The following is a 20,916-nucleotide window of genomic DNA, read 5'->3' on the forward strand; positions in this document are numbered from 1 at the left end:
GGTGCCTGGCTCACGCGCGGGGTCGCGGCGTCGCGCGCCGCGTCGTCATGCACGCTACGGCGCGGCGGCGAAGCAGGCGGCGCTCCGGGGTCACGGACCAGCCGCCGTCCGCCCCGTACGTCACGGTGGCCTCGTTGAGCTGGAAGCTTTCAGGCACCTGCAACATCGCGGACTTGTTGGAAATATCGGTCCAGCGGGCCAGCTGGTTGCTGCCGTAGCTGCCGACGGCCACGTAGAACTTCAGGAGCGGCGTGAGCGTCCGCGTCTGCTGCGGAGAGGGCGACCAAGTCATGCCGATGAAGCCGCGCGCGGTCTCGATCCCGAAGCTCATGTTGCTGAACCAACCATTCGCCTCGTTGGTGACTTCGTCGAACGCGTTCGACTTGAGCGCGATCGCAGTCGCCGGGGCCCCCGCGGAATCGAGGAGCTTCAGCTTCGGTCCCATGTCGGGCGGCGCGTTCGCGTAGTCGGCCTCCCACAGCTGGCCCAGCGCCGCGTTGCTCGTGATGCTGGAGTCGATCTCGACGCCGAAGCCGACGGCCTGGTTGCTCGCGCCGGCGCTGACGACGTACTGGACCGGGATCGTGAACGTATTGATACCCGGCTGCCCGGAGCTCAGCGCGAGGCTCATGCTGGAGTTGGCGAAGACTCCCGGATCGCCCGCTAGCTCGTCGGGGGTAGCCAGGAAGCACCAGAACTGCTGGGTCTGGGCGGAGTTATTGACGAGGTAGATAGTGTACTGCGTGGTCATCTCAGTTCTCCTTTTCGAGCAGAGCGGCAGGCGCCGCGTCGGTGGGCATCACGAGCACCGATGCGAAGAGCATCCGGGCGTTCATCCGGCAGGGGATGATTGCGCCCGCGGTGCTGGCTTTCGCAGCGGAGCCCGAGGAGAAGGTAGTTCGTCGCGGCGCCGCGAAGTAGCGGGTCGCGCGGACAGGGACTATGTCCTGCGGCGAATGAATCGGGTCGGAGGCCTGGCGCCCGGCGCCTCGTTCATGACCAGGCCGGAGGCTCGAAGGGTCCGTCCAGGGTGGTCCCTTCGCAGGGATGGAGGCCGTGCCGCTCGCACCGGAGGGCGCGCGGTGGTGATGCTCGACCGTCCCTTCGAGACCGCGGTGTCGGCAGCTCGATCCGAGCCCGCGCCGCGCCCCACGGCTCTTGACCTGTTCTCGTCAGAGATGCGGAGCGGTTGGCGCTGGTGGTCGATGCGGGACCCCGGCCTCGCGGGTCGTGGCCCGATTGATCAGGGACAGTTCTGCGAGGTGACGACTTCTCCGCCGTCGGGGACACCGTCGGGGACGACGTCGACGAACTGGACGGCGATCGACTGGCAGAACGCCTGACCGCAGCCCTCCTGGCGGGCGACGTGGGCGTGGGGGCCGGTCGACCAGCCGGTCGAGCCGGTGAGCCCGACGATGGCGCCGCGCGGGACGTATTGACCGACCGTCACCGAGACTTGGCTCAGGTGCGCATAGTTCGAGGCGGTGCCGTCAGGGTGCTGCAAGGTGACGTAATTGGCCGAGTTGATGCACTCCATGCCGCCGCCGTCGTAGCAGGGGTCGCCCGGCATCGTGCCAGCGTAGGCGTGCGACACCGTGCCCTCCTCGATCGCCACCAGCGGCGTGCCCAGCGTGAGGCCGAAGTCGAAGGCGTAGGCGGACTTGCCCTGATGGCTGAAGGGGCCGAAGTTGCCCTGCGTGACCGTGGCCGTGCTGCCGCACTCGAGCGGCAGGAAGAACCCGGCCTCCGACGGCTCGTCGAGCGTGCACTCGACCCATGCGGCGAATACATAGCCCTCGGGCCAATTGCCGGCGACCTGATACCACGTGTCGACGGCGTCGATCGCCTCACCTTGCACGATCGCCAACACGTCGACGATGGCCCCGTTGGCCAGCGACCCCACCGGCTCCATCGCGGTCGACGGCTGCGGCCGCACGTTCAAGACCTGGCCCGGCGGCACCACCACGCGCACGCGCGGACACGAGGATCCGGGGCACGCCGGTGGTGGTCGTCGTCGTGCCGGGCTCGGTGGTGGTCGTCAGGTCGGACGTATCGGGACCGGTCGAGTCCGGACCGCTCGTGCTGCTCGCGTCGGTCGTCCAGCCGGAGGTCGACGCGGTCGTCGGCTCCGGCGCGTCGGTGGTGCTGCCCGGCGCGGTGGTGTCCGAACTGCCATCGCTCGTCGGCTCCGCGCCGAGGTGGACCACGTCGCGGTGTCGCCCCCCTGGTCCGGCGAATAACAGGCGGGAGCGAGGAGGACGAGCAGCAAGTGAAGACCGCGGCGCATGAAGCCCGGACCTACCGGATCTCGCACACCCGTTCAACCCCTGCAGGTGCCGGCGCGTCGGAGATGGCCTTTGAGACATGTCTGTCGCGGCGAGAACCGGGCCACGAACTCGCTGTCGCAGGTCGTCTCGTCGCGTCACCTGGCCAGGACCACGATCAGCGCGGCCGCGGCGAGCACCCCGACGATCACGAGGACGATCTTCGCGATCGAGAGCGGCGCCTTGCCGGTGACCACCGCCATGTCCTGGCCGTTGACCACCGCGCGGTAGAGCTTGTCGCGGTAGCGGTAAGCGAGCACGTAGGCGGGGAAGGCGAGGCGCTCCGAGCTGAGGCGCCTGGGCAGCACCGCGACCGAGAGCTTGCGCTGGCGGCTGCCGGGGACCCACGTGCTCGCGTGCCCCAGCGCGGCCCGCTCGAGCCCCTCGGCGATCGCCCGGCGGGCCGCCGACCGCTGGACGTCGAAGCGCTCGATCAACACGCCCGCGCGGGCCTCCGGCGGCGGCCCGCCCGAGTCGACGCGGTAACCGCGGGCGATCGCCCGGCACTCCGCGGCGCTCAGGCCGCGCGACGCCGGCACCAGCACGTTTCGCAGGTGGAGCGACTGCTGCCCCGCGTGTGGGGCCCACGACGCGCGCCGGGACCCGACCTCGGAGTCGGCGGCCCAACTGACCAGCACCTCGGCGTCGAACACCCAGCCGACCCACCACAGCGGCTTCAACTCGCCGATCGTCGCCGCCGCCTGGAGGTCGCTCGGGCGGAAGAAGCCGAGGGTGCCGAGCCAGCGCCGCAACCCCTCGGCCGCCGCCGCGGGGTCGACCGCGAACGGCAAGTAGGCGGACGCCTCCTCGACCGGGTCCTCGGGACGCTCCACGTGCATCTGCGAGCCGCAGAACGAGCACTTCGGCGCGCGCCTCGACATCGTAGGACACCGCCGCGCCGCAGCCCTCGCAGCGGAGGAGCTCGATGCGCGTCACGGCGCCGACGAGCACCTCACCCGGCGTCGGCAGCCCGCACACCGCACACCGCAGATCGCCGGTCTCGAGCGGCGACTCGCAGCGGCCGCAGGCGGCGTCGACCGACGTCGCGGAGATATCAGTGCTTGGCAAGCACCACCCCCCGACGATGAGGCCGACGATCAGGGCGATAAGCCCGCCGATCTTCGCCCACGAGCGCGGCGGTCGGCCGAACACCTTGCCGGTCTGGCCATTGACCAGCAGGCGGACCACGCGGTCGTCGGCGAAGCGGACCGGCAGCACCCACACCGGCGCGAGCATCAGGATCTGGGCGATGTCGGCGAGGCGAGCGCTGACCTCGAGGTCCGACTGCCGGTCGCCGGGCAAGATCTTCGTGATGCGCCGCTGAACCTCGGCCATCGCCTCGGCGACCGCGAGCTCGCGGCACACCTCGGCCGTCATCGACGCCTCCTCGGCGATCCACCCGGACAGCAGGCGCGGCGAATAGCGGTGGAGCGCGCGCAGGTCGAACGGCTCGACCCCCTCGAGCTCGTGGTTGCCGATCCCCCGCGAGGCCGTGACCACGACGTCGCTGACGTAGGCCGAGTAGTTGCCCGCGAGCGTGTGCCACTCGGTCTCCGTGCGCGTGCGCGTGACCGTGCGGCCCTTCGAGTCCGTGGTCGTGTAGGTCACCGTGTAGTTCTCGCCGATCCGGGCGGTGTACTCCGCGTGGGCCGCGGCCGAGAACAGGTACGAGGGCACGTAGATCCCGCGGATGGCCTCGACCGTGGCCTTGCGGAACGCCTCCGGGGCGAACCACGCCCGCCTCACCCAGCGTCGGGCCGCCGTCAGCGCCTGCTCGTGCGGGACGATGAACGCGAGCACGAAGTCCGGCTGCGGTCGCCCGGGCTCCCGCGGCCGCTCGACCACCGCCGGCGACGCGCAGTACGGGCAGGTCGCGGTCCGCAGGTGGGCCTCGACCTGGATCTGCGAGCCGCACGACCCGCACGCGAATTCGACGACCTCGCTCACGATCGGGCCGCGATCGTGCCACAAGTCCGTCGTCCCGCGGCCGCGACGACGACGATTTCCGCGTCCACGCACGACTGCAGCGAAGCGCGCACGAATCAGCCGGACCGCTCGATTCGGCGCACGGGCGCGCCGACCATCCTGCTGCCGACGGGTCGTGGGTGACACCATCGGCGGCTGCGTCCGCCCGACGACGACATCGCCGCGTTCACCGCTGCGCACCGATGCGCGCGAGCGTCAGCCGACCCGACCGATCTTCCGGCGGATCACTCGCGACCCGCCGTCAACCTTCGAGCCGCGGCCACTCCGGCGTGCCCTTCGGGTCGAGGTCGATCGCCGCGGTGTGTCCCGCGACCAGGTCGCCCGCCGAGAACAGCAAGGTCGCCTCGCCCGCTGCGTACACGGTCACCGCGTCGAGCCGCAGCGACTCGCGCACCTTCGCCTCGGAGCGCGCCTCGCCCGCGCGCCACAGCGGCACCTTGCGGGTCATCCAGTCGGCGAGCTGCTGCTTCGCCGCCTCCAGGTGCGCGCGGACCTGAGCCATCGCCGCTTGCACCGTCGACACCAGGTCCGCGTCCTCGACATCGACGACGAGCACGCGGACCCCGCCGTCGTCGGTCCCCTGCCAGCCGAGCGAGCTCGCGGTCAGTCGGCCCACGCCCGCGACATCGACCGCGCGCGACCCTTCGGCGAGGATCGTCTCGAGCTCGGCGAGCTCCTGGATGTTCAGGACCGTCCACGACGACGAGCCGTCGGCGTTGCGGATCCGCACCTCGCGCCCCTCGATCGAGAACTGACTGCCGGCGCGGATCCTCGCGGCGATCGTCTCGGCCCTGCGTCGCGCTTCGCTCATGCGACTGTCAGTATTGGCGATGGCGACGCCCCTCTCAAGGAGACCCGCGCGCCGGCTCGCGCGGCGTCATCCTTTTCCGCCGCAGCGGGCGCTCGGCCGCGAGACGCGCGGAAGCCGGCGGCGTCGAACGGCTCGCCCTTCATCTGCGCGGTGAACTCGGCCTGCGCCACCAGGACCTCGAGGTCGAGCGCGCCGTCGGTCGCCCGCGGAAGCGGGCGCGATGCGCCGCCCTCACTCCGTCGATCCCGGTCCCGGCTGGACCGCCGCAATGCCCGCGGAGCGAGGCCGGGGCGGTCGGCCGCCGCGTGCAGGCGATACGTCTCGACGCGCAGCGCCGCCCCCGGGCGCGAGCACTTCCCGCCGAGCTCCGCGACGGCGCGGCCGAGCTCGCGCTGGCGCTTCCCCGGCGCGCCGCTCACCGGCTCGTCGCGCTCGCCGATCCGCGTGACCGCGATGCGCTCGACCGGCGGCGCCCGATCCTCGACCACGAGCACCGCCCGCCCGCACAATGGCGCGTGGATCGATCGCATCGCGCCATCGAGCTCGGCCCGCCGACGCCCACCATTCATCGCCTCGAAGAGACCCCTCGTGCGCCCCGCGTCACCCGATGCGCGAGCAGCGACCTTCGCCGCCGCCTTCGTGGCTGCGTCGTCACCGAGCCGGAGGGCTGCCCAGGTCGACCGCATCGAGCTCTCACGGCCAGCCTCGTGCGCCTCCGGCGTCCTCGCCGTCAGTCGCCGCGGTGGATCATCATCATATTAAAACCCTGCGGCACGGGGTCGGTCCATTCGAGGCACTCGCGGGCCATGGTGTGGAGGTCGCGGAAGCGGCCGGCGAGGTTGACGACCACTCGATAGTCGCCCACGTCCGAGCGCGTCTTGTGCGTCACCGGCACGGTCGGCCCGCCCTGGGACATCTCGACGAGCAGAGGGTCCCACGGGTCGTCGCAATCGGTCGCCTGCCCGCATTCGCTGCCGTCGTGCGCCAGGGTCAGCGGCGCGAAGAAGTCCGGCATCCCCGCCGGCAACAGCTCCTGGGTCTCCATCCCGGCGAGCAGCAGCGTCGGCGCCGGGCCGACCGTCGACAGCGTGAACCACCAATTGCTCGCCCACGAGGCCGCGCGCGCGACCCACTTCAGCCGATACGACTGATTCAGCGGCGGCAGGTCGCCGAGGTCCGCCGGCGACGCCACGAGGTCGATCGTCGCCGCCGTCGTGCCGCAGTCGAACAGGAGGTGCAGCTTCGAGTCCTCGGTGATGTCGAACAGCGTGCACTCGCCGTCGAACTCCTGGTCGAGGGCGTCGCCGCCCGGCCATGGATCGAAGTACAACACCGAGTACGACAGCAGCGACGGATCGGGCTCCAGACAGCGCGCGGGCCGCTCGGCGCCGGTCGTGCTGCCGTCCCCGGTCGTGCCGTCCTCCGAGGTCGTCTCGATCCCGGTGGACTCGCCCGCCGTCGTGGACTCGGTGTCGACGGGCTCGCCGGTGCTGCCCACGGTCGAGACGCCGGTCGAGGGCGCGTCGTCCGGCGAACCGGTCGAGGGCGACGAGTCGCCGGCGGACCCCCCGGACGACGACCCGGACCCGGACCCGGACTGCTGGGCGTCGGTGTCGGTATAGACGCCGAGATCGCCTTGCCCCGGACAGCCGACGCTGCCGGCGAGCAGCACCCCGGCGAACAACAGAGAGTTGGGAGAACCCGCGGATGACACGACCATGTAGCCGTGATTTCCCGGCCCCGACGATTTCCGTGAGCCGCCCATGATTTCGGGGCTGGCCTCGCCAAGCCCGGCCCGGGGACCGCCCAGCCCGGCCCACACCGTCCCACGACCGCATCTCCGCAGTCGCCGCCGCGGCCGTCGTCCGCGGCGAAAGTAGATGTGCTTGCGCGCCACCGCCACGGTGAGCCGCTGATACAGCGACGGCAGCAGCCGGGCCATCAGGTCGATGAAGTGCGCGTCGGGGCCGACCAGCACGCGCCGCTTGTTCTTCTCGACCCCGCGGAGGATCGTCTCCGCGGCCACCTCGGCGGTGGTGATGAAGTTCTTCTCGAACTTGAGGTTCGCGTTCGCCGGGTCGGCGCCGAGCGAGGCGATGCTCGGGTCGATGCGGCCGGCGCGGGCGATGTTGGTCTTGATCCCGCCGGGGTGGACGCTGGTGGCCGAGACGCCGCAGCGGAGGATGTCGAGCTCCTGGCGCAGCGACTCGGTGAAGCCGCGGACCGCGAACTTGGCCGCGTTGTAGGCCGACTGCGACGGCACGCCGATGAGGCCGAACACCGACGACGTGTTAACCACGTGGCCCTCGCCGCTCGCCTTCAGGTGGGGCAGGAACGCGCGGGTGCCGTGGACCACGCCCCAGAAGTTGATGTTCATCAGCCACTCGAAGTCTTCCAGGCGCATGCCCTCGACCGTGGCGCCGAGCCCGACCCCCGCGTTGTTGAAGATCAGGTTGACCTTGCCGTGCTCGCGCGCCACCTGGTCGGCCCACGCGTAGACCGCCTCGCGGTCGGCCACGTCGACGCGCTGGGTCGTCACCTTCACGCGAGCGTCCCGCAGCAGCGCCGCCGTCTCGGCCAGGCCGATCTCGTTGACGTCGGACAGCGCCAGGTGGCAGCCGCGGCGCGCCAGCGCCAGCGCCAGAGTGCGGCCCATGCCCGAGCCGGCGCCCGTGATCGCCGCGACCTTGTCGGTGAAGCTCTTCATGTCCGGTCCATAGCAGCTTTGCCGGCGCCGGCCCAGCGCGGCGACCCGCTCGCGGTCGACCGGGCCCGGCGCGGCCCTCGGCCCCCTCAGTGGAGCCAGCCGCTCCTGGACTCGCGCGGCGCAGGATCGACGTGCACGAGCACCTTGGTGGCCGGCCCGACGATCGCGCGCACGCCCGCCTGCAGCTCGAGGAACAGGTCGTGGGCGGCCCGCGTGGTCATGTCCGGGTCGACGACCACGTGGAAGTCGACCACCGGCAGCTTGCCGCCGCGGGTCTTGAAGTCGTGGAACGACTCGATCTTGTCGCAGGCGATCAGCAGCTGCCGCAGCTCGACCACCAGCGCGGGATCGAGGCTGCGGTCCATGATCACGTCGAAGCCCTCGCGGATGATCGTCGTGGCCGAGTACATCAGGTACAGCGCGAGGGCGATCGAGACGACCGTGTCGATGCGCGGCTCGCCGGTGAGCTCGACCAGGATCAAGGTGGCCAGCACCCCGAGGTTCGTCCAGATGTCGACGGTGTAGTGGAGCGCGTCGGCCTTGAGCACCAGGCTGCCGGTCTCGCGCGCGACCCTCCGCAGGTACGCCACGGTGGCGAGGGTCAGGCCGAGGAGCGGCAGCATGACGACGATGCCGAGGAACGAGTCGTGGCCGGTCTCGCCCGCGATCGCGCGGGCGATCGCCTGATAGATGATGAAGCCGCCGGCGGCGCAGATGAAGCCGCCCTCGAACATCGCCCCGAGCCCCTCGATCTTGGCGTGCCCGTAGTTGTACGCCGCGTCGGGAGCGCGGTGAGACACGCGCAGGACCACGATGTTGGCCGCCGACACGAACAGGTCGCCGAGCGAGTCCGCGGCCGAGGAGAGCAGGGCCATGCTGCCGCTGGCGATCCCGGCGGCGAACTTGGCCACGGCGCCGACAATCGCGTTGGCCATGGCGACCTGGACGGCCCGAACTTCGCGCTTCACGGCGGCAATCGTAGCACGCACCCCGCGGCCGGCGATCGCCGCCGCGTCGCTGAGAATTTTCTCAATCGACTCTCAAGTTCGCGGCCGCGGATCGCCAGCGCGCGCGAGCGACTCGCCGCCCCGAGCCGGCGTCCCGCGGCCCGGCTCATTCGGGCTTCAGGAACACCTCTTGCACCCATCCGCACGTGCCGCCGTTCTGGCACGGCGTGCACGCGCCCGGGTTCTGCGCCGAGCAGCCGCCGCCGGCCCCCGCGCCGTCGCTCGCCGGCGTCAGCGTCGGCGCCCCGCTCGAGATCACCTCGACGAAGTCCCACAGCACCCCCTGCGCGTCGCGCGTATGATAATAGGACTGCACGCGGTCGCCGTAGTGCAGCCAGTGCTTGGTCGTGCTGTTCTGCGCCCAGTACAGATAGGCCCCGAACGGGTACACCAGGAAGAAGTCGGGGTCGTTGCCGTTGGCGAAGCAGGTGATCGACGGGTGCGGCACGTCCTTGCCGCACTTGTGAGTGCCCGCCGGGTAGCTGACGATCTTGCGGTGGGCCGTCGGCGTGAGGGCGCCGCCGCTCATGGCCCCGCACTCGAGCCGGCCGCAGTCGTCGGCGCCCTCGCTGCACGGGTTGGCCGCGCCGCAGGTGATGTTGTCGCCGGCGCACGCGGTCGGCTGGCCGCACGCCGCGCTGGCCTCGTAGTCGAGCCCCGCCGGCCCCCGCGCGCACGGGTGCGCCGGGTCGAAGCCGGCGAACACCATCGCCGCCGGGTCGTGGTAGATCCACCCCTGCATGTGGCTCGCCCCCGAATACGCGTACCCCCAATAGAACCCGGCGATCCCGGCCCGCAGCGGCGGCGCGCTGTCGGTGCAGGCGGCGATGTCCTCGTTGCCGCAGGTGTCGCCGCTCTGACAGTCGCCCGCCGGCATGTACCACGGCCCCGTGGTCGACAGGCCGATGTACGAGCCGGCCGGGATCGCCTGCAGCACCACACCCTTGCTCGTCGGGCCCGGCGCGAACACCTGGTTCGGATCGCCCGAGAAATCACCCGAGTACTGCAGCACCGGCGCGACCGCGCGGAACGGGTAGTACCCGGCGTTGATGCCCCTCGCGGTCCACGCCTGGGCCAGGTCGGCGCAGCGCCCCCCGCCCTCGATCGTCACCGCCTCCGCCGGCTTGCAGGCTGCCGCCCCGCACTGGCCCGGCGGCACGCCGTTGCCGCACACCTGGTCTCCAGGACATGTCCCACAGTTCATGGTGCCGCCGCAGCCGTCGGCCAGCTCGCCGCAGACCGCCCCCGCCGCGGCGCAGTCGGCCGGCACGCAGCCGGTCGGGTCGGGCGCGTCGGTGGTGGCCGGCGCCGTCGTGGTCGTCGTCGCGCTCGTGGTCGTCGGCGTCGCGGTCGTCACGCTCGTCGTGGCGCCGGTCGACGCAGTCGCGGCGGTGGCGCTCGTCGCGTCGGTACTCGTCATGTCGGAGGTGCTCGCGCCGCTGCTCGCCGGCCCCCCGCTCGCCGCCGTCGACGCGCTCTCGATCGGCTCCCCCGAATCACCGCAGCCGATCAGGACCGCCGCGAACCCCATCAGACCCATCATTCCGTGACAGTGCGAGAGCACGCGCATCCTTCGCGTATGCCAGGCTTCGCGCCGCCTGCCAACCGCGCGCGAATGCAGTCCTCCGCGCTCACGGCGAGCTCAACGATTCACAGCTCTGGGTCGACTGGCCGATGCAGACCGCGAACAGGCTGCCCGGCGCGAGCAACCGGGTCATCAGCTCGGCGATCGCGTCGGGCCGGGCCAGGACCACCTCGCGCGCCTCGCCGCGGTAGTAATCGAGCGGCAGGCCGTGCACGACGGTGTAGGTGAGGCGCTCGGCGATCGCGGCGCTGTCGGCAGCCCCGGCCAGGATGCGCGCCGCGACCGGCCGCTGCGCCGCCGCCAATCCGGCGGCGACCCCCTCGGTCGTGCGCAGGCGCGCCAGCGCCTGCCGCAATTCGGCGATCCCCTGGTCGAGGTGCGCCGCGTCGATCTCACCGCCGATCACCACCATCTCGGCGTCGCACACCTCTTCGCGGGTGACGCTGAAGCCGTACGTGACCCCGAGCCGCTGGCGCACGCCGTCGACGGCGTCTTCGAGGAGCTGCCGCACCAGCGCCACCGTCCCAGGTTCGCCGCGTAGCTCGCTCGGCACCAGGAACCCGAGCACCACCCCGACCTGCGCGCTCGTCGTCGGCGTCGCCAGGTGCATGACCTTCGACCTCACGCGCGGGGCCGGGCGATCCGGACGCGCCGGCGGGGTCGCGCGCTCGCCCCACGGGGCTTGCCGACCGCCGAACGCCGCCTCCACCTCGGCCCGCGTGGCCGCCTCGTCGAAGCCGCCGGCGACGACCAGCGTGGCCCGCCCGGCGCGGAAGTGCTGCCGGCGGAAGGCGGCGATCGCCGCGTCGCTGACGTCGTCGAGCGTGCGGTCCAGGAACAACGGCTCGACGCATGGATCGAGGACCCCGCGCGCGATCGTCCGCCGCGTCGTCTCGGCGTCGCGCTGCTGATCCATCTGGCGGTAGATCTTGTCGACGATCGCCGCGCGCTCGGAATAATCATGACCCCCGGCGATCACCCACGCCGCCAGCCCGCGCAACAAATGCTCGGCCTCGCTCGCCAGCCCGCGCGCCTTGAAGATGGTCAGGTCGAGGTTGAGGAACACGTCCGTCTCGGCCCCGCCGGCCATCAACTTCGCCACCTCTCTGGCGTGCGGGCCCTGCTTCGGCGGGGCCAGCAGCGCCGCCGCCAGCGCGGGCAGCAGCGGGTGCTCGGGAGCGTCGACGGCCCCGGCCCGGATCACCAGGCGCACGTCGACCAGCGGACTCGACGACGGCGCGAGCACCACGGTCAGGCCATTGGCCAGAGTGAAGCTGCTGGTGCGACGATTCGCGGGGATCTCGCTGAGCAACTTGGCCGCGACGTCGGGCCGGGCGGTGACGGGGTGGGCGTCGTCGGTCAATCGCGTCACCGCGGTGACCCCCGACCCGGCGCGCGTCGTCGACGGCTCGAGCGCGAACACCCGCGTGCGCCCCGGGGCCAGCACCTGCTTCGCCACCCGCGTCAGCGCGGCCCGAGTGAGCCCGTCGATCGCCCGCAGGTCGGTGGCCAGCGTCCCGCGCCGCGACCCGTCGGCGACCTCGACCAGGCGCTCTGCTCGCGCGTCGAGACGTTCGAACCGCGTCGCCGCCGCGATCCGCAGCCGGCGCCGCAGCGCCTCGACCTTTTGCTTGTCGGCCGCGTCGCCGCGCACGTGGGCGACCGCCTCCGCCAGGAGCTCTTCGGCGAACGCCCGCACCTCGGCCTCCCCGGTGGCGATGAAGATCACCGCAGGCGCAGCGCTGCCGCCGAGGCGATGCACCTCGAGGCTCGAGATCCGCCCGGACGCGGCGACCACCTCGCGGACCTCGCGTTCGACCGCTTCGGCGAGGATCGCCGCGAGCCGTCCGTCCGCGCTGTCCGCGGGCGGGAGGTGCAGCACCAGCGCGCTGCCCCACCCGCCGGGCAGCCCGGCCAGCGTCTCGCGCCCGCCAGCGGCGGCGACCGCCGGCACCGCGACCTCCGGCAGCGTCGTGCGCCGCGCGAGCGGCTTCAGCGTCGCCTCGGCGGCCGCCAGCGCGCCCGCCTCGGTCACGCCGCCGGTGATCGCGATCGACGTGTTGCCCGGCGTGAAGCGACCGCGCAAATAATCACACACGTCCTTCGCCGTCAGCGCCGACACCGTCTCCGCCGTGCCGCCGAGCACGTGGCCATAAGGGTGGTCCGGCGAATAGACGCTGGCGAGCAATCGATCGTACGCCCCGGCCGACCCGCGCATGCGCGTCTCGATCTCGCTCAGCACGACGTTGCGCTCGCGCGCGAACACCTCGGGCCGCAATCTGCACGACCCCTCCAGCGCCGAGGCGAACAGCCCCAGCACCGTCGGCAGGTGCGCGGCCACGGTCGTCGCCATGAAGTCGACCGAGTCGGCGCCGGTCGTCCCCTCGTACGCCAGCGCCTCCTCCCCCAGCGCCGCCAGCATCGTCCGCCCGTCGGCCAGCGTCCGCACGAACGCCACGTGCTCGCTGAAGTGCGCCAGCCCGGCCTGCGCCCGCGTCTCGTTGCGGCCCCCCGCGCGCACCCGCATGTGGACCCGCACCAGCTCGGCGGACGGATCCGGCGCCACGTACAGCCGCAGGCCGTTGGCGAAGCTCCGCCACGAGCCCTCCGGCCCTCGCGCCGCCCGCGGCAATCGGGTGCTCCCACAACCGACGAGGACGATCGCCAGCAGGACCATCCACCCGCTCAGCGCTCGCGAATACCGCGAGGCGCGAACCGCCGAATGCACATACCCCGCCGCTCGCGTCACTCCTGTCGCCGCCACCCGACCGCGGCGCCGCACCGTCGGCGCCGCAGCGGCCGCAGCGGCCGCGAGGGGCTCGTTCTTGGTCACGACGGGCACAGCCGTGCCTGCGTATCACAGCCGCCAGGGCACGGGCACCCCGCAAATCGCGACGCAGCGCACGAGCCCGACTCCAGGTCCGGGGATCACAGCAGCAGGCACGCGGCGGTCGGCATCTCGCTGTCGACCGCGAGCAGGCACTGCGCGCGCAGGCTGATCTGCACGATCTCGCGCGCCTCGGACTCGCTCGGCTCGCGACCGCCCGCGGCGAGCGCCCGCGCGCGCACCAGGTCGGCCTGCAGGCGCGCCCGCGCCACCCCGGTGAATTCGTCGGTCCCGCGCGCCCCGCCCTCGCCGAGCCCCGCGGCCAGCAGCTCGGCGAGCACCGCGGCGTCGGCGGCCCGCACCGGCTGGTCGCGCGCCCAGGCTGGCCGATCGGGCATGTCCGCGAGGACACGTACGTGCGCCTCGACCACGGCGACCGCCGCCAGCATCTTGTCGTACTTCAGGGTGTCCGGCGTGTCGCTCGGCTGGTGGTAATGCGGCGAGCGCCCGGTCGAGACGAACAGCGAGGGGATCTCCCGCTGAAAGAACGCGCCGTGATCGCTGAACGCCTGCCGCCCGTGCGGCAGATCTTCGACCAGGCGCAGGTGCATCGCCCGCACCGGCAGCCGCGGGTCGTCGGCCAGCGCCGGCTCGGGCCGCCGCGCGAAGGTCTCGCGGCCCATCACGTACAGCGGCGAGCGATGGCCGTCCCACAGGTCGCCGCCGAGCAGGTCGAGGCAGACCACCGCGACCAGTTGCTCGCGCGCGACGGTCGGGTGCGCCATGAAGTATTCGGAGCCCATCGTCGGCGTGCGGTAGTCGGGCGGCTCCTCGGCGTCGAAGGCCGCCAGCAGCACGCTGCGCGCCGGTGGGTCGGCGACCAGCCGCCGGGCGACCGCGAGCGCGACCGCCACCCCGCTGGCGTTGTCGTCGGCGCCGGGATGGACGACGCCGCCGTGCTCGCCGAGGTGGTCGTAGTGGGCCGCCAGCACCACGTGCTCGCCGGCCCGCGCCGGGTCGCGCCCGGGCACCCGCGCCAGCACGTTGGCCCCGCGCGGCAGCGGCTGCTCGAAAGACCCTGTCTCTCCGGCCATCTCGAGCCCGTACGCCTGCAGCCCGGCGACGATCGCCGCCCGCGCCGTCGCCCCGCCCGGGCTGCCGTTGTCGCGTCCGGCGCACCCGGGGCCCGCGAGCAGCCGGACCCAGCAGCGCAGCGCCGCCGCCTCGTCGCCCTCGCCGGCGCAGGACGTCGGCGGGTTCGGGTCCGCCGGCGGCTTCGGGGGCGCGACCTCCGGGGGCGCAGCCTCGGCGTCGGGCGCCGGCGTCACCCGCCCCGCTCCGACCCGCTCGCCGCAGGCCACCAGCAAACAGGCAGCGACGAGGAGACGACCAGGCGCCATGCCCTCGACCGTAACACAGACGCCGAGCCCGCCGGACCCGCGCGTTCCCCGAGGTCGCTCCCCGCATTGCGCCGTCTCGGCGTTCCGACCCGCGCCCCGGGCCCGTTCCCCGCGTCGGGCCCGTCTCGACGCTCGCGGCCCGCGCTCGCCCAGGCCTCGCCGCATCGTGCCCGTCGGCCCGTCATCGGGGTCGGAAGACCGCAGTTCTCTCCCCGATCCGGGCAGCCCCTGCGCAATCACCGACACGGCGATTTGTGTGCCCGTATACCGAACTTCGTGTTGCTCGCGGCCGCGCCGCTTTCTACATTCTCCCTCCGAATCGGGAGGTCGGTATGATCAACCGCCATTTCGCTGCATATACCCGCAACGGTCCCCCGCCTCACCGCCCGCAAGTCCCGAAGGGGGCGCGATGCTCGAGGTAGAGATCGACGTCGAGGTGGTCGAGCCGCCGCCGACCGGCGCGCCGCTGGATTTTCGCGAGCGGCTGGTGCTCGCGCTCAAGACCACCGACGCGAGCGTGCTCGCGGCCGCCGAGCGGGCCTTCCGCGGCGTGTGGCCGAGCATCCACGACTACATCGTCGAGCGACTGGCCGCCGACCTGCCCCCGGGCCTCGGCTGGGTGCTGCGCTGCTGCGACCCCGCCGGCCTGCGCCGGGGCTACGAGGCCGGCGAGCGCGAGGTGTGGGCCATCCCGCTGGGCCACGGCCAGGCGATGGTGTTCGAGAGCGACCAGACCCTCGTGGGCGCCCCGACCTCGTAGCGCTGCGAGGCCCGCTCCTCGGAGCTCGTCGCGTCACAGCTCGCCGCTCACAGCGAGGGTCGATCCGGAACGCGCCCGCCGGCTGACCTTCTTCGAGAAGAGGCCGCAGGAACCGAATCTCGGCTCGTCGCAGCCGAGGAACGACATCTCAAGTCGGAGGATGGCTCTGGATGAACTTCAAGATCGCGGCAGCCTCATCGGTAATGAGGAGATAGTCGGAAAAACCTTTCTCGGTCGCCAATTCTCGAGCAACGGATACACCTTCTTCCGCTTGTCGGCGGGATTGTGCCGGACCATGTCGGCGGGGGCCCAATAGTCGACCCCGAACAGCACCATCGGGCTCTTCACCCGCTTGTATGTCCTGTAATAGTTCTGGCAGGCATCCTGGAAGATCTCCTGTACGGTGCCGCCGTTACCCTCTGCGAAGATGATGCCGCCGAGCGCCACTGCGAGGAGACCCTCCTCGCGCACGCTGTTCTCGAAGTACTTGGCGATGTCCGTGGCAAACACGTTCGGCGGCTCGTGACCATAGAACCACGTCGGAATGCCGATGTTCCGACTCTTGTCCGGCGCGTCGGGTAGACCCATCTCCACTCGGGCCTTGTAGGCGACGGTCAACCAATCGGGATGATTGTACGTCGGAGCACCCTTGAGCTTCCCCAACGTTTCACCCAGGCGCGCGGCAGGCTCAGCGTAGCCCGCGCAGTAGGCACCGAGGTTGCCGGCCTCCATCAGGCCCGGCCCGCCTCCAGTGATGACGGTGTAGCCAGCGACGCCCAGATCCAGCGCGAGTCGAGCCACGGTCGCGAAGATCGGCGCGTCTCGCGGCACGTCATGGCCTCCCATGATAGCGATCGCCTTCAGCTTTCGGTCCTGCGTGAGTAGATCATCCAGCGCCTCGGCGATCGAAGCATCGTGCAATCTTCGAAGAAGGATCACATCGACATCCGCCGGGCGCTCCTCTCGGGTCGCCGGATCGATGAACGAGTCGTAGATCTTCCAGTCGAGGCAATCTTTGTACTCGCCGCCCTTCAAGAGGGCGTCGAACAACTCGTCGGGCCCATACAACCCGGGTGTGAACGGATCGAACGGCAGATCATCCCGCCGCGGGATGACGAAACAACCGGCCGCCGCGGCCGCTTGCGCGAGCGCCGGTTCGAACCGACAACCCAGGAATACGCAGCCGACCAGGGGTCGAGCCGCGATGTCATGGGAATCGGCTCGCAGATCCTGGCCCTGAAAGACCGCGGGTCCCGGGTGCTTGAGCCATTCCTTTACCTTTGCCGGTGTATCAATTTCGAGCTTCATGCCACCTCTCCATCACGAGGAGCATGGACCCTACCGTAAATCGACTCGCCCCACAATCCTGCGCTCCTACGGCGTGAAAACGAAGCCCCGAGCGAACACCGTTCTCTATCCATTGCCCGAGTCGAGGATCTTCGCCGGATCGAGGTCGCCGGCGGCGTGGACCCTCCGACCGGGCATGCATCCGCCAGCGCGGCCGAGATCGCGCCGGCGCCTCGCTCGGAGGGCCCTGCGCGCCTCGGTGCTGGGGCGCTCGAGCACGGCCGCGTCGGCAGTCTTCAAGGCACATGAGCCAGCTTTTCAGATGTTGATCGATTGCGGGATCTGCGAGGGCAGCAGATAGCGGTAGCTCGGTCGCCGCAGGTTGCGCTCGCGGATCGTCTGCTCCACCGCCGCCAGCTTGCGCCCGAACGCTGCCTCGAGCTCCTTGCCTGCGCCCGGTCCGAACCAGCTCACCGGTCCGCGCGAATAGTGGCCGAGCCGGCCATGGTAATGCGTCCCCAGCAATTTCAAAATAAACAGCTGGATGTGCGCCGATTCGTGGTCCGGCAGCATCTGCATGTATTCGGCCTCCGACACCCCCGGTCCGGCCGGCAGCGGGCCGCGCAGCGCCAGCGGGTAGTGCGGCGCATAGGCCATCGGGTCCGCCTGCGGGAAGTTCACCGCAGCGTGCTGGGCGCTGCCGTTCCACACGATCTGCGTGATCATCGCGATCAGGTAGCCGCGCGTCCGCACCTGCGGCCCGTCCTCCCCGACCCCGCGGATGCCCCCGCCGACCAGCCGGCCCGCCGCGTCGGTCGCCCGATACGCCCCCACCTGGCGCACCATCGCCTGCAGCTCGCCGTCGAGGGCCACTGCCTCGTCGCTCGCGTAGTGGTGATGCACGTAGTCGCGGACGAACGACTCGATCGCCGCCCACACCAGCAAGCCGTCGTCGCGGTACGGATAGTCGGCCAGCACTCCCGCGTCGTCGACCCCGCGGGCCGCCAGCTGGCGCGGGAACATCGACGCGTTGAAATCATACGACTGCACCGCCTGGCCGCACAGCTGAATGGCCCCGCCGATCGTCGGCAGCAGCAGCTTGTCGACGTAGCCCGCCGGCGACACCAGCGACTTGTCGGCGCTCGCGTTGATCGACAGCGTCCCTTCGAAGTGCGGCACCAGCAGGCGGTGCAGCGGATGCCGCGCCGACAGGTTGTTGTGGACCGCCAGGCAGAACGCCTCCTGCACCAGGTGCGTCTGCCCGAGGTGGCTGATCGTCTCGTGGACCGTGCCGTCGGCCGCGTGGACCGCCGCCTTGGCCGCCGTCCACGCCAGCCCGTCGCGCGGCGTGAACACCGGATAACGGCGGCCGCGGTGCCCTTGCGGGAACAGCTGAACGGCGATCGGCCGCAGCCGCCCGTCGATCGCCGCGAACAACGCCAGCGGCGCCACCACGGCCTTCTCGCGCCCGCTGCCGGCGTAGGCCGCCTCGCGGGCCCTGTAGGCCGCGTTCCAGCCCGCCGGGTCGGTCGCGTAGTCGATCTCGATGCCCGCGGGCACCGGCACCGAGCCCGGCTGCACGTCCAGCAGCTCGCGGTACTCGCAGGTGAACAATCGACCCTCGGCCAGCGCGGCCGCCAGCGAATCGCCCGCGCCCACCGCCGCCGCGTAGTGCTCGGCCTCGACCGCGAAGTCCGGCGGCAGCCCGGCCTGCGGATCGACGCGGCGCAGCCACGCCGGGTTGGGCCCGGCGACGCGCATGCGGGCGAACGTCGAATCGACGTGCAGCTCGGCCACCTCCGCCGGCAGTCGCCATTCGTGGAACAGCCCCGCGTAGTCGGCGAGCCGCGAGATCGACGCTCCCGCCTCGCCGGCCACCACCACCTCGCCCACCTCGCGCAGCCCGCCCTCCAGCCCGTCCCTCTCGACCGCGAGCATCAGCTCGCCAGCTGCGTCGGCTCGGGCAGCCCCGACACCTTCACCGCGTTGACCACCAGCCGCGCCGCCACCCCGGCCAGCCCGCGCCGCCACCCGCGTCCGGCCGCTCCGCGTCCGCCAGCGCCTCGCACATCGCCAGCCCGCGGATGTTGGCCTTGTCGTAGCTGTAGCGGTACGCCTCGCGGGCCAGCTCGAGCCGGCGCTCGCGCCCTGGGGCGTCCGGATCGGCCTGCGGGAGGCTGAGCTGCGGCGGCAGGAGGTCGAACTGCGGGACGATGTCGGCGATCGGATTCATGGCACCTCGACTGTCAATCGTGGCACGCCGGTCCGGGCCGGGCTGGCCGAAGACGGACAGCCGGTGTCCGCCGCCCGGCCAGCCCTCGGCCCCGCGAATCACCGCGCTCGCGCGACCGGACGCCGGTTCGAGCCGACGGCGCGCAGTCCTTGCCGGCCCGCGAATCCTCCGACCGCGCCCAAGGCCGTCCGCGATCGGCAATCAGGACGCGGACGGCGGGCTCTGCGCGAAACCGCGCAAAGCACGCACACGCGGCCCCCTTGCCTGTTCTGCCGGGATTTCCGAATATTCGAGGTCGGTGTCCTTCATCAACACCAAGGCCGGCGAGATCGGCGTCAAGGTCGTGTACTTCGGCCCGGCTCTGGCCGGCAAGTCGACCAACATCCGCACGATCCACCGCAAGACGCGGCCGGCCTTGCGCGGGCGGCTCGACGAGATCGCGGGCGACCTCGAGCCGATGCTCTCGTTCGACTTCGCCCCGGACACCCTGCCGCGGATCGCCGATCGCTACCGCGTGCGGCTCCACCTCGTCACCGTCCCCGGGCCGGTCATGAGCCCGGTCTCGCGCAAGCTCGTGCTCAAGGGCGTCGACGCGGTCGTGTTCGTCGCCGACACCCAGGAGGAGGGCGGCGAGCTGGTGCGCTTCGAGGACAACGTCGAGTCGATGCAGCAGCTGCTCACCATGCTCGACGACCTCGGGGTCGACAGCGCGGTCATGCCGATGGTGCTGCAGTATAACAAGCGCGACCTCGTCGAGGGTCCCGCGCTGCGGCCGCCCGAGTCGGGGCATTCGCAGCCGATCGTCCTGTCGACGCTGGAGGCGCTCGACGAGGCGATCAACCCCAACGGCCTGCCGACGATCGAGGCCATCGCCACCCAGGGCGTCGGCGTGATGGACACCTTGCGGGTCGTCGTCAAGGACCTGCTCGAGCCGCTGCGCGCCGAGTACGAGGGCAGCGGCGACCGCTACCCGATCGCCGCCGGCAGCTCGGGCGGCTGGCCGCGCGTGTGACTGCAGACATGTCCCGAAGGACAGGCAGTCGCCGCGACCGGCGGCGCCTGCCCCCGCGGGGCCGCGGCGCTCAGTCTTCCTGCTTCTTCGCCTCGTACGAGTCGATCAGCTGCTTGTAGTTGGGCACGTGCTCTGCCATCAGCTTCTTGAACCCGCCGCCCTGGTCGTCCCGCCAGTCGCGCATCAGCTCCGACGCGACGGCGAACCACGACATCGGCTGGACGCCGGCGTGGACCATGCGGACCATCGCCCCGATGGACGAGCCGATGCACAGCGAGCCCGACGCGTCGCCGACGACGTACACCTTGTAGCCGGCCTCGAGCGCCGACAGGGCCGCGAACGCGACGCACACGTCGGTCGTGATGCCGGCGACGATCAGCTGCTTGCGCCCGGTCTTCTTGACCGCCTTGACGAACTCGGCGTTGTCCCACGCGTTGATCTCGCCCTCGCGGCGGACGACCTTCGCGTTCGTCAGGCGCTCGCGCAGGTCCGGCATCAGCGGCCCGTTCGGGCCGTCCTCTTTGCTGGTGGTGACGACGACCGGTAGCTTGAACACCTTGGCGATGTCGGCCAGGGCGCAGACGTTGCGGGCGAACACTTCGGGGATTTGGTCGTGGACCAGCTGGAACAGGCCCGACTGGTGGTCGATGATCAAGAGGGCCGCCTCGTCCTTCGACAGGCGGTCGTACTTCATTTTTGCGCGTTCGGTGTCCATGATGTGTCCTTTCGAACAGGTACGCAGGCGCGCTGGATCGCCGCCTGCGACCGGACACCATAGCCACGGGACGCGGCGCGCGAGGCTCCGGCCGCGAACGCGGCCCGGCCCCGGTTCGGCCGCGTCGCCGCTCGTCCTCGCGCGGTCGGCCGCGGCCGCCGCGGCGCGCCCGTGCGCCCGACTCCGTCGACCTGTCCGTCGAGACAGCGCCGATACCCCGCCCGCGCGGCGCGCTCCTCGTCGCCCGGCGCGCCCCGGCCCC

General features: G+C 71.5%; 18 protein-coding genes and 1 pseudogene. 5 read left to right on the top strand and 14 right to left on the bottom strand.

What is annotated here, in order from left to right; genetic code table 11:
- Positions 1-10 precede the first annotated feature (10 nt).
- Both OV079_RS28745 and OV079_RS28750 read right to left on the bottom strand, forming a co-directional pair.
- Entirely contained in the window at positions 11-751 is a 741-nt protein-coding gene (locus tag OV079_RS28745; RefSeq protein WP_267772150.1) for a hypothetical protein, read from the bottom strand.
- 492 nt (positions 752-1,243) lie between these two features.
- Positions 1,244-1,972, bottom strand: coding sequence for a M23 family metallopeptidase (locus tag OV079_RS28750; RefSeq protein WP_267772151.1), 729 nt, complete (start codon positions 1,970-1,972; stop codon positions 1,244-1,246).
- 29 nt (positions 1,973-2,001) lie between these two features.
- On the opposite strand from OV079_RS28750, the gene OV079_RS28755 reads away from it, so the two are divergent.
- On the top strand, positions 2,002-2,289 hold the full coding sequence (locus OV079_RS28755) for a hypothetical protein (protein WP_267772152.1): 288 nt from the start codon (positions 2,002-2,004) through the stop codon (positions 2,287-2,289).
- Positions 2,290-2,422: 133 nt separating this feature from the next.
- Here the strand turns inward: OV079_RS28755 and OV079_RS28760 are convergent, their stop codons facing one another.
- Complete coding sequence (locus OV079_RS28760) at positions 2,423-3,157, bottom strand: zinc ribbon domain-containing protein (protein ID WP_267772153.1); 735 nt, start codon at positions 3,155-3,157, stop codon at positions 2,423-2,425.
- Between the two features lie 251 nt (positions 3,158-3,408).
- Here OV079_RS28760 and OV079_RS28765 point away from each other — a divergent pair, with 251 nt between their 5' ends.
- The gene (locus OV079_RS28765) at positions 3,409-3,648 is read left to right on the top strand and encodes a hypothetical protein (RefSeq protein ID WP_267772154.1); all 240 of its coding nucleotides are present in this window, start codon (positions 3,409-3,411) and stop codon (positions 3,646-3,648) included.
- Between the two features lie 903 nt (positions 3,649-4,551).
- On the opposite strand, the gene OV079_RS28770 is transcribed toward OV079_RS28765, so the two are convergent.
- The 5 genes and pseudogenes from OV079_RS28770 to OV079_RS28790 all read right to left on the bottom strand — a co-directional run bounded on the left by OV079_RS28770 (position 4,552) and on the right by OV079_RS28790 (position 10,192).
- Complete coding sequence (locus OV079_RS28770; protein ID WP_267772155.1) at positions 4,552-5,121, bottom strand: hypothetical protein; 570 nt, start codon at positions 5,119-5,121, stop codon at positions 4,552-4,554.
- On the bottom strand, positions 5,118-5,651 hold the full coding sequence (locus OV079_RS28775) for a hypothetical protein (protein ID WP_267772156.1): 534 nt from the start codon (positions 5,649-5,651) through the stop codon (positions 5,118-5,120). Before OV079_RS28775 ends, OV079_RS28770 begins: the two co-directional genes overlap by 4 nt.
- 1,292 nt (positions 5,652-6,943) lie before the next feature.
- A pseudogene (locus OV079_RS58785) lies at positions 6,944-7,828 on the bottom strand (SDR family NAD(P)-dependent oxidoreductase); the annotation flags it as partial.
- Between the two features lie 86 nt (positions 7,829-7,914).
- Positions 7,915-8,796 (bottom strand): cation diffusion facilitator family transporter, encoded by an 882-nt coding sequence (locus OV079_RS28785; RefSeq protein WP_267772158.1) that lies wholly within the window; start codon positions 8,794-8,796, stop codon positions 7,915-7,917.
- A 145-nt stretch (positions 8,797-8,941) separates the two neighbouring features.
- A complete protein-coding gene (locus OV079_RS28790) occupies positions 8,942-10,192 on the bottom strand; it encodes a hypothetical protein (protein WP_267772159.1) in 1,251 nt (416 codons plus the stop codon).
- Here OV079_RS28790 and OV079_RS28795 point away from each other — a divergent pair.
- A complete protein-coding gene (locus tag OV079_RS28795; protein ID WP_267772160.1) occupies positions 10,167-10,385 on the top strand; it encodes a hypothetical protein in 219 nt (72 codons plus the stop codon). The genes OV079_RS28790 and OV079_RS28795 overlap by 26 nt on opposite strands.
- 81 nt (positions 10,386-10,466) lie before the next feature.
- On the opposite strand, the gene OV079_RS28800 is transcribed toward OV079_RS28795, so the two are convergent.
- Both OV079_RS28800 and OV079_RS28805 read right to left on the bottom strand, forming a co-directional pair.
- Positions 10,467-13,097 carry a M16 family metallopeptidase gene (locus OV079_RS28800; protein WP_267772161.1) on the bottom strand — a complete coding sequence of 877 codons (2,631 nt, stop codon included), beginning with the start codon at positions 13,095-13,097 and terminating at the stop codon, positions 10,467-10,469.
- A 251-nt stretch (positions 13,098-13,348) separates the two neighbouring features.
- Positions 13,349-14,647, bottom strand: a complete 1,299-nt coding sequence (locus OV079_RS28805) for a M28 family metallopeptidase (protein WP_267772162.1) — start codon at positions 14,645-14,647, stop codon at positions 13,349-13,351.
- 409 nt (positions 14,648-15,056) lie between these two features.
- Here OV079_RS28805 and OV079_RS28810 point away from each other — a divergent pair, with 409 nt between their 5' ends.
- Positions 15,057-15,407, top strand: a complete 351-nt coding sequence (locus OV079_RS28810) for a hypothetical protein (protein ID WP_267772163.1) — start codon at positions 15,057-15,059, stop codon at positions 15,405-15,407.
- Between the two features lie 177 nt (positions 15,408-15,584).
- Here the strand turns inward: OV079_RS28810 and OV079_RS28815 are convergent, their stop codons facing one another.
- From OV079_RS28815 to OV079_RS28825, 3 genes are all read right to left on the bottom strand, one after another.
- Positions 15,585-16,715 (bottom strand): LOG family protein, encoded by a 1,131-nt coding sequence (locus OV079_RS28815; protein ID WP_267772164.1) that lies wholly within the window; start codon positions 16,713-16,715, stop codon positions 15,585-15,587.
- 297 nt (positions 16,716-17,012) lie between these two features.
- Positions 17,013-18,632, bottom strand: a complete 1,620-nt coding sequence (locus OV079_RS28820; protein WP_267772165.1) for a lipoxygenase family protein — start codon at positions 18,630-18,632, stop codon at positions 17,013-17,015.
- Positions 18,633-18,672: 40 nt separating this feature from the next.
- Positions 18,673-18,927, bottom strand: coding sequence for a hypothetical protein (locus tag OV079_RS28825; RefSeq protein ID WP_267772166.1), 255 nt, complete (start codon positions 18,925-18,927; stop codon positions 18,673-18,675).
- A 298-nt stretch (positions 18,928-19,225) separates the two neighbouring features.
- Here OV079_RS28825 and OV079_RS28830 point away from each other — a divergent pair, with 298 nt between their 5' ends.
- Entirely contained in the window at positions 19,226-19,939 is a 714-nt protein-coding gene (locus tag OV079_RS28830; RefSeq protein ID WP_267772167.1) for a GTP-binding protein, read from the top strand.
- A gap of 70 nt (positions 19,940-20,009) precedes the next feature.
- On the opposite strand, the gene OV079_RS28835 is transcribed toward OV079_RS28830, so the two are convergent.
- Entirely contained in the window at positions 20,010-20,654 is a 645-nt protein-coding gene (locus OV079_RS28835; protein ID WP_267772168.1) for a hydrolase, read from the bottom strand.
- Positions 20,655-20,916: the final 262 nt, after the last annotated feature.

Origin of the sequence: Nannocystis pusilla (assembly GCF_026626665.1) — a bacterium.
Classification (GTDB): Bacteria; Myxococcota_A; Polyangia; order Nannocystales; family Nannocystaceae; genus Nannocystis; species Nannocystis pusilla.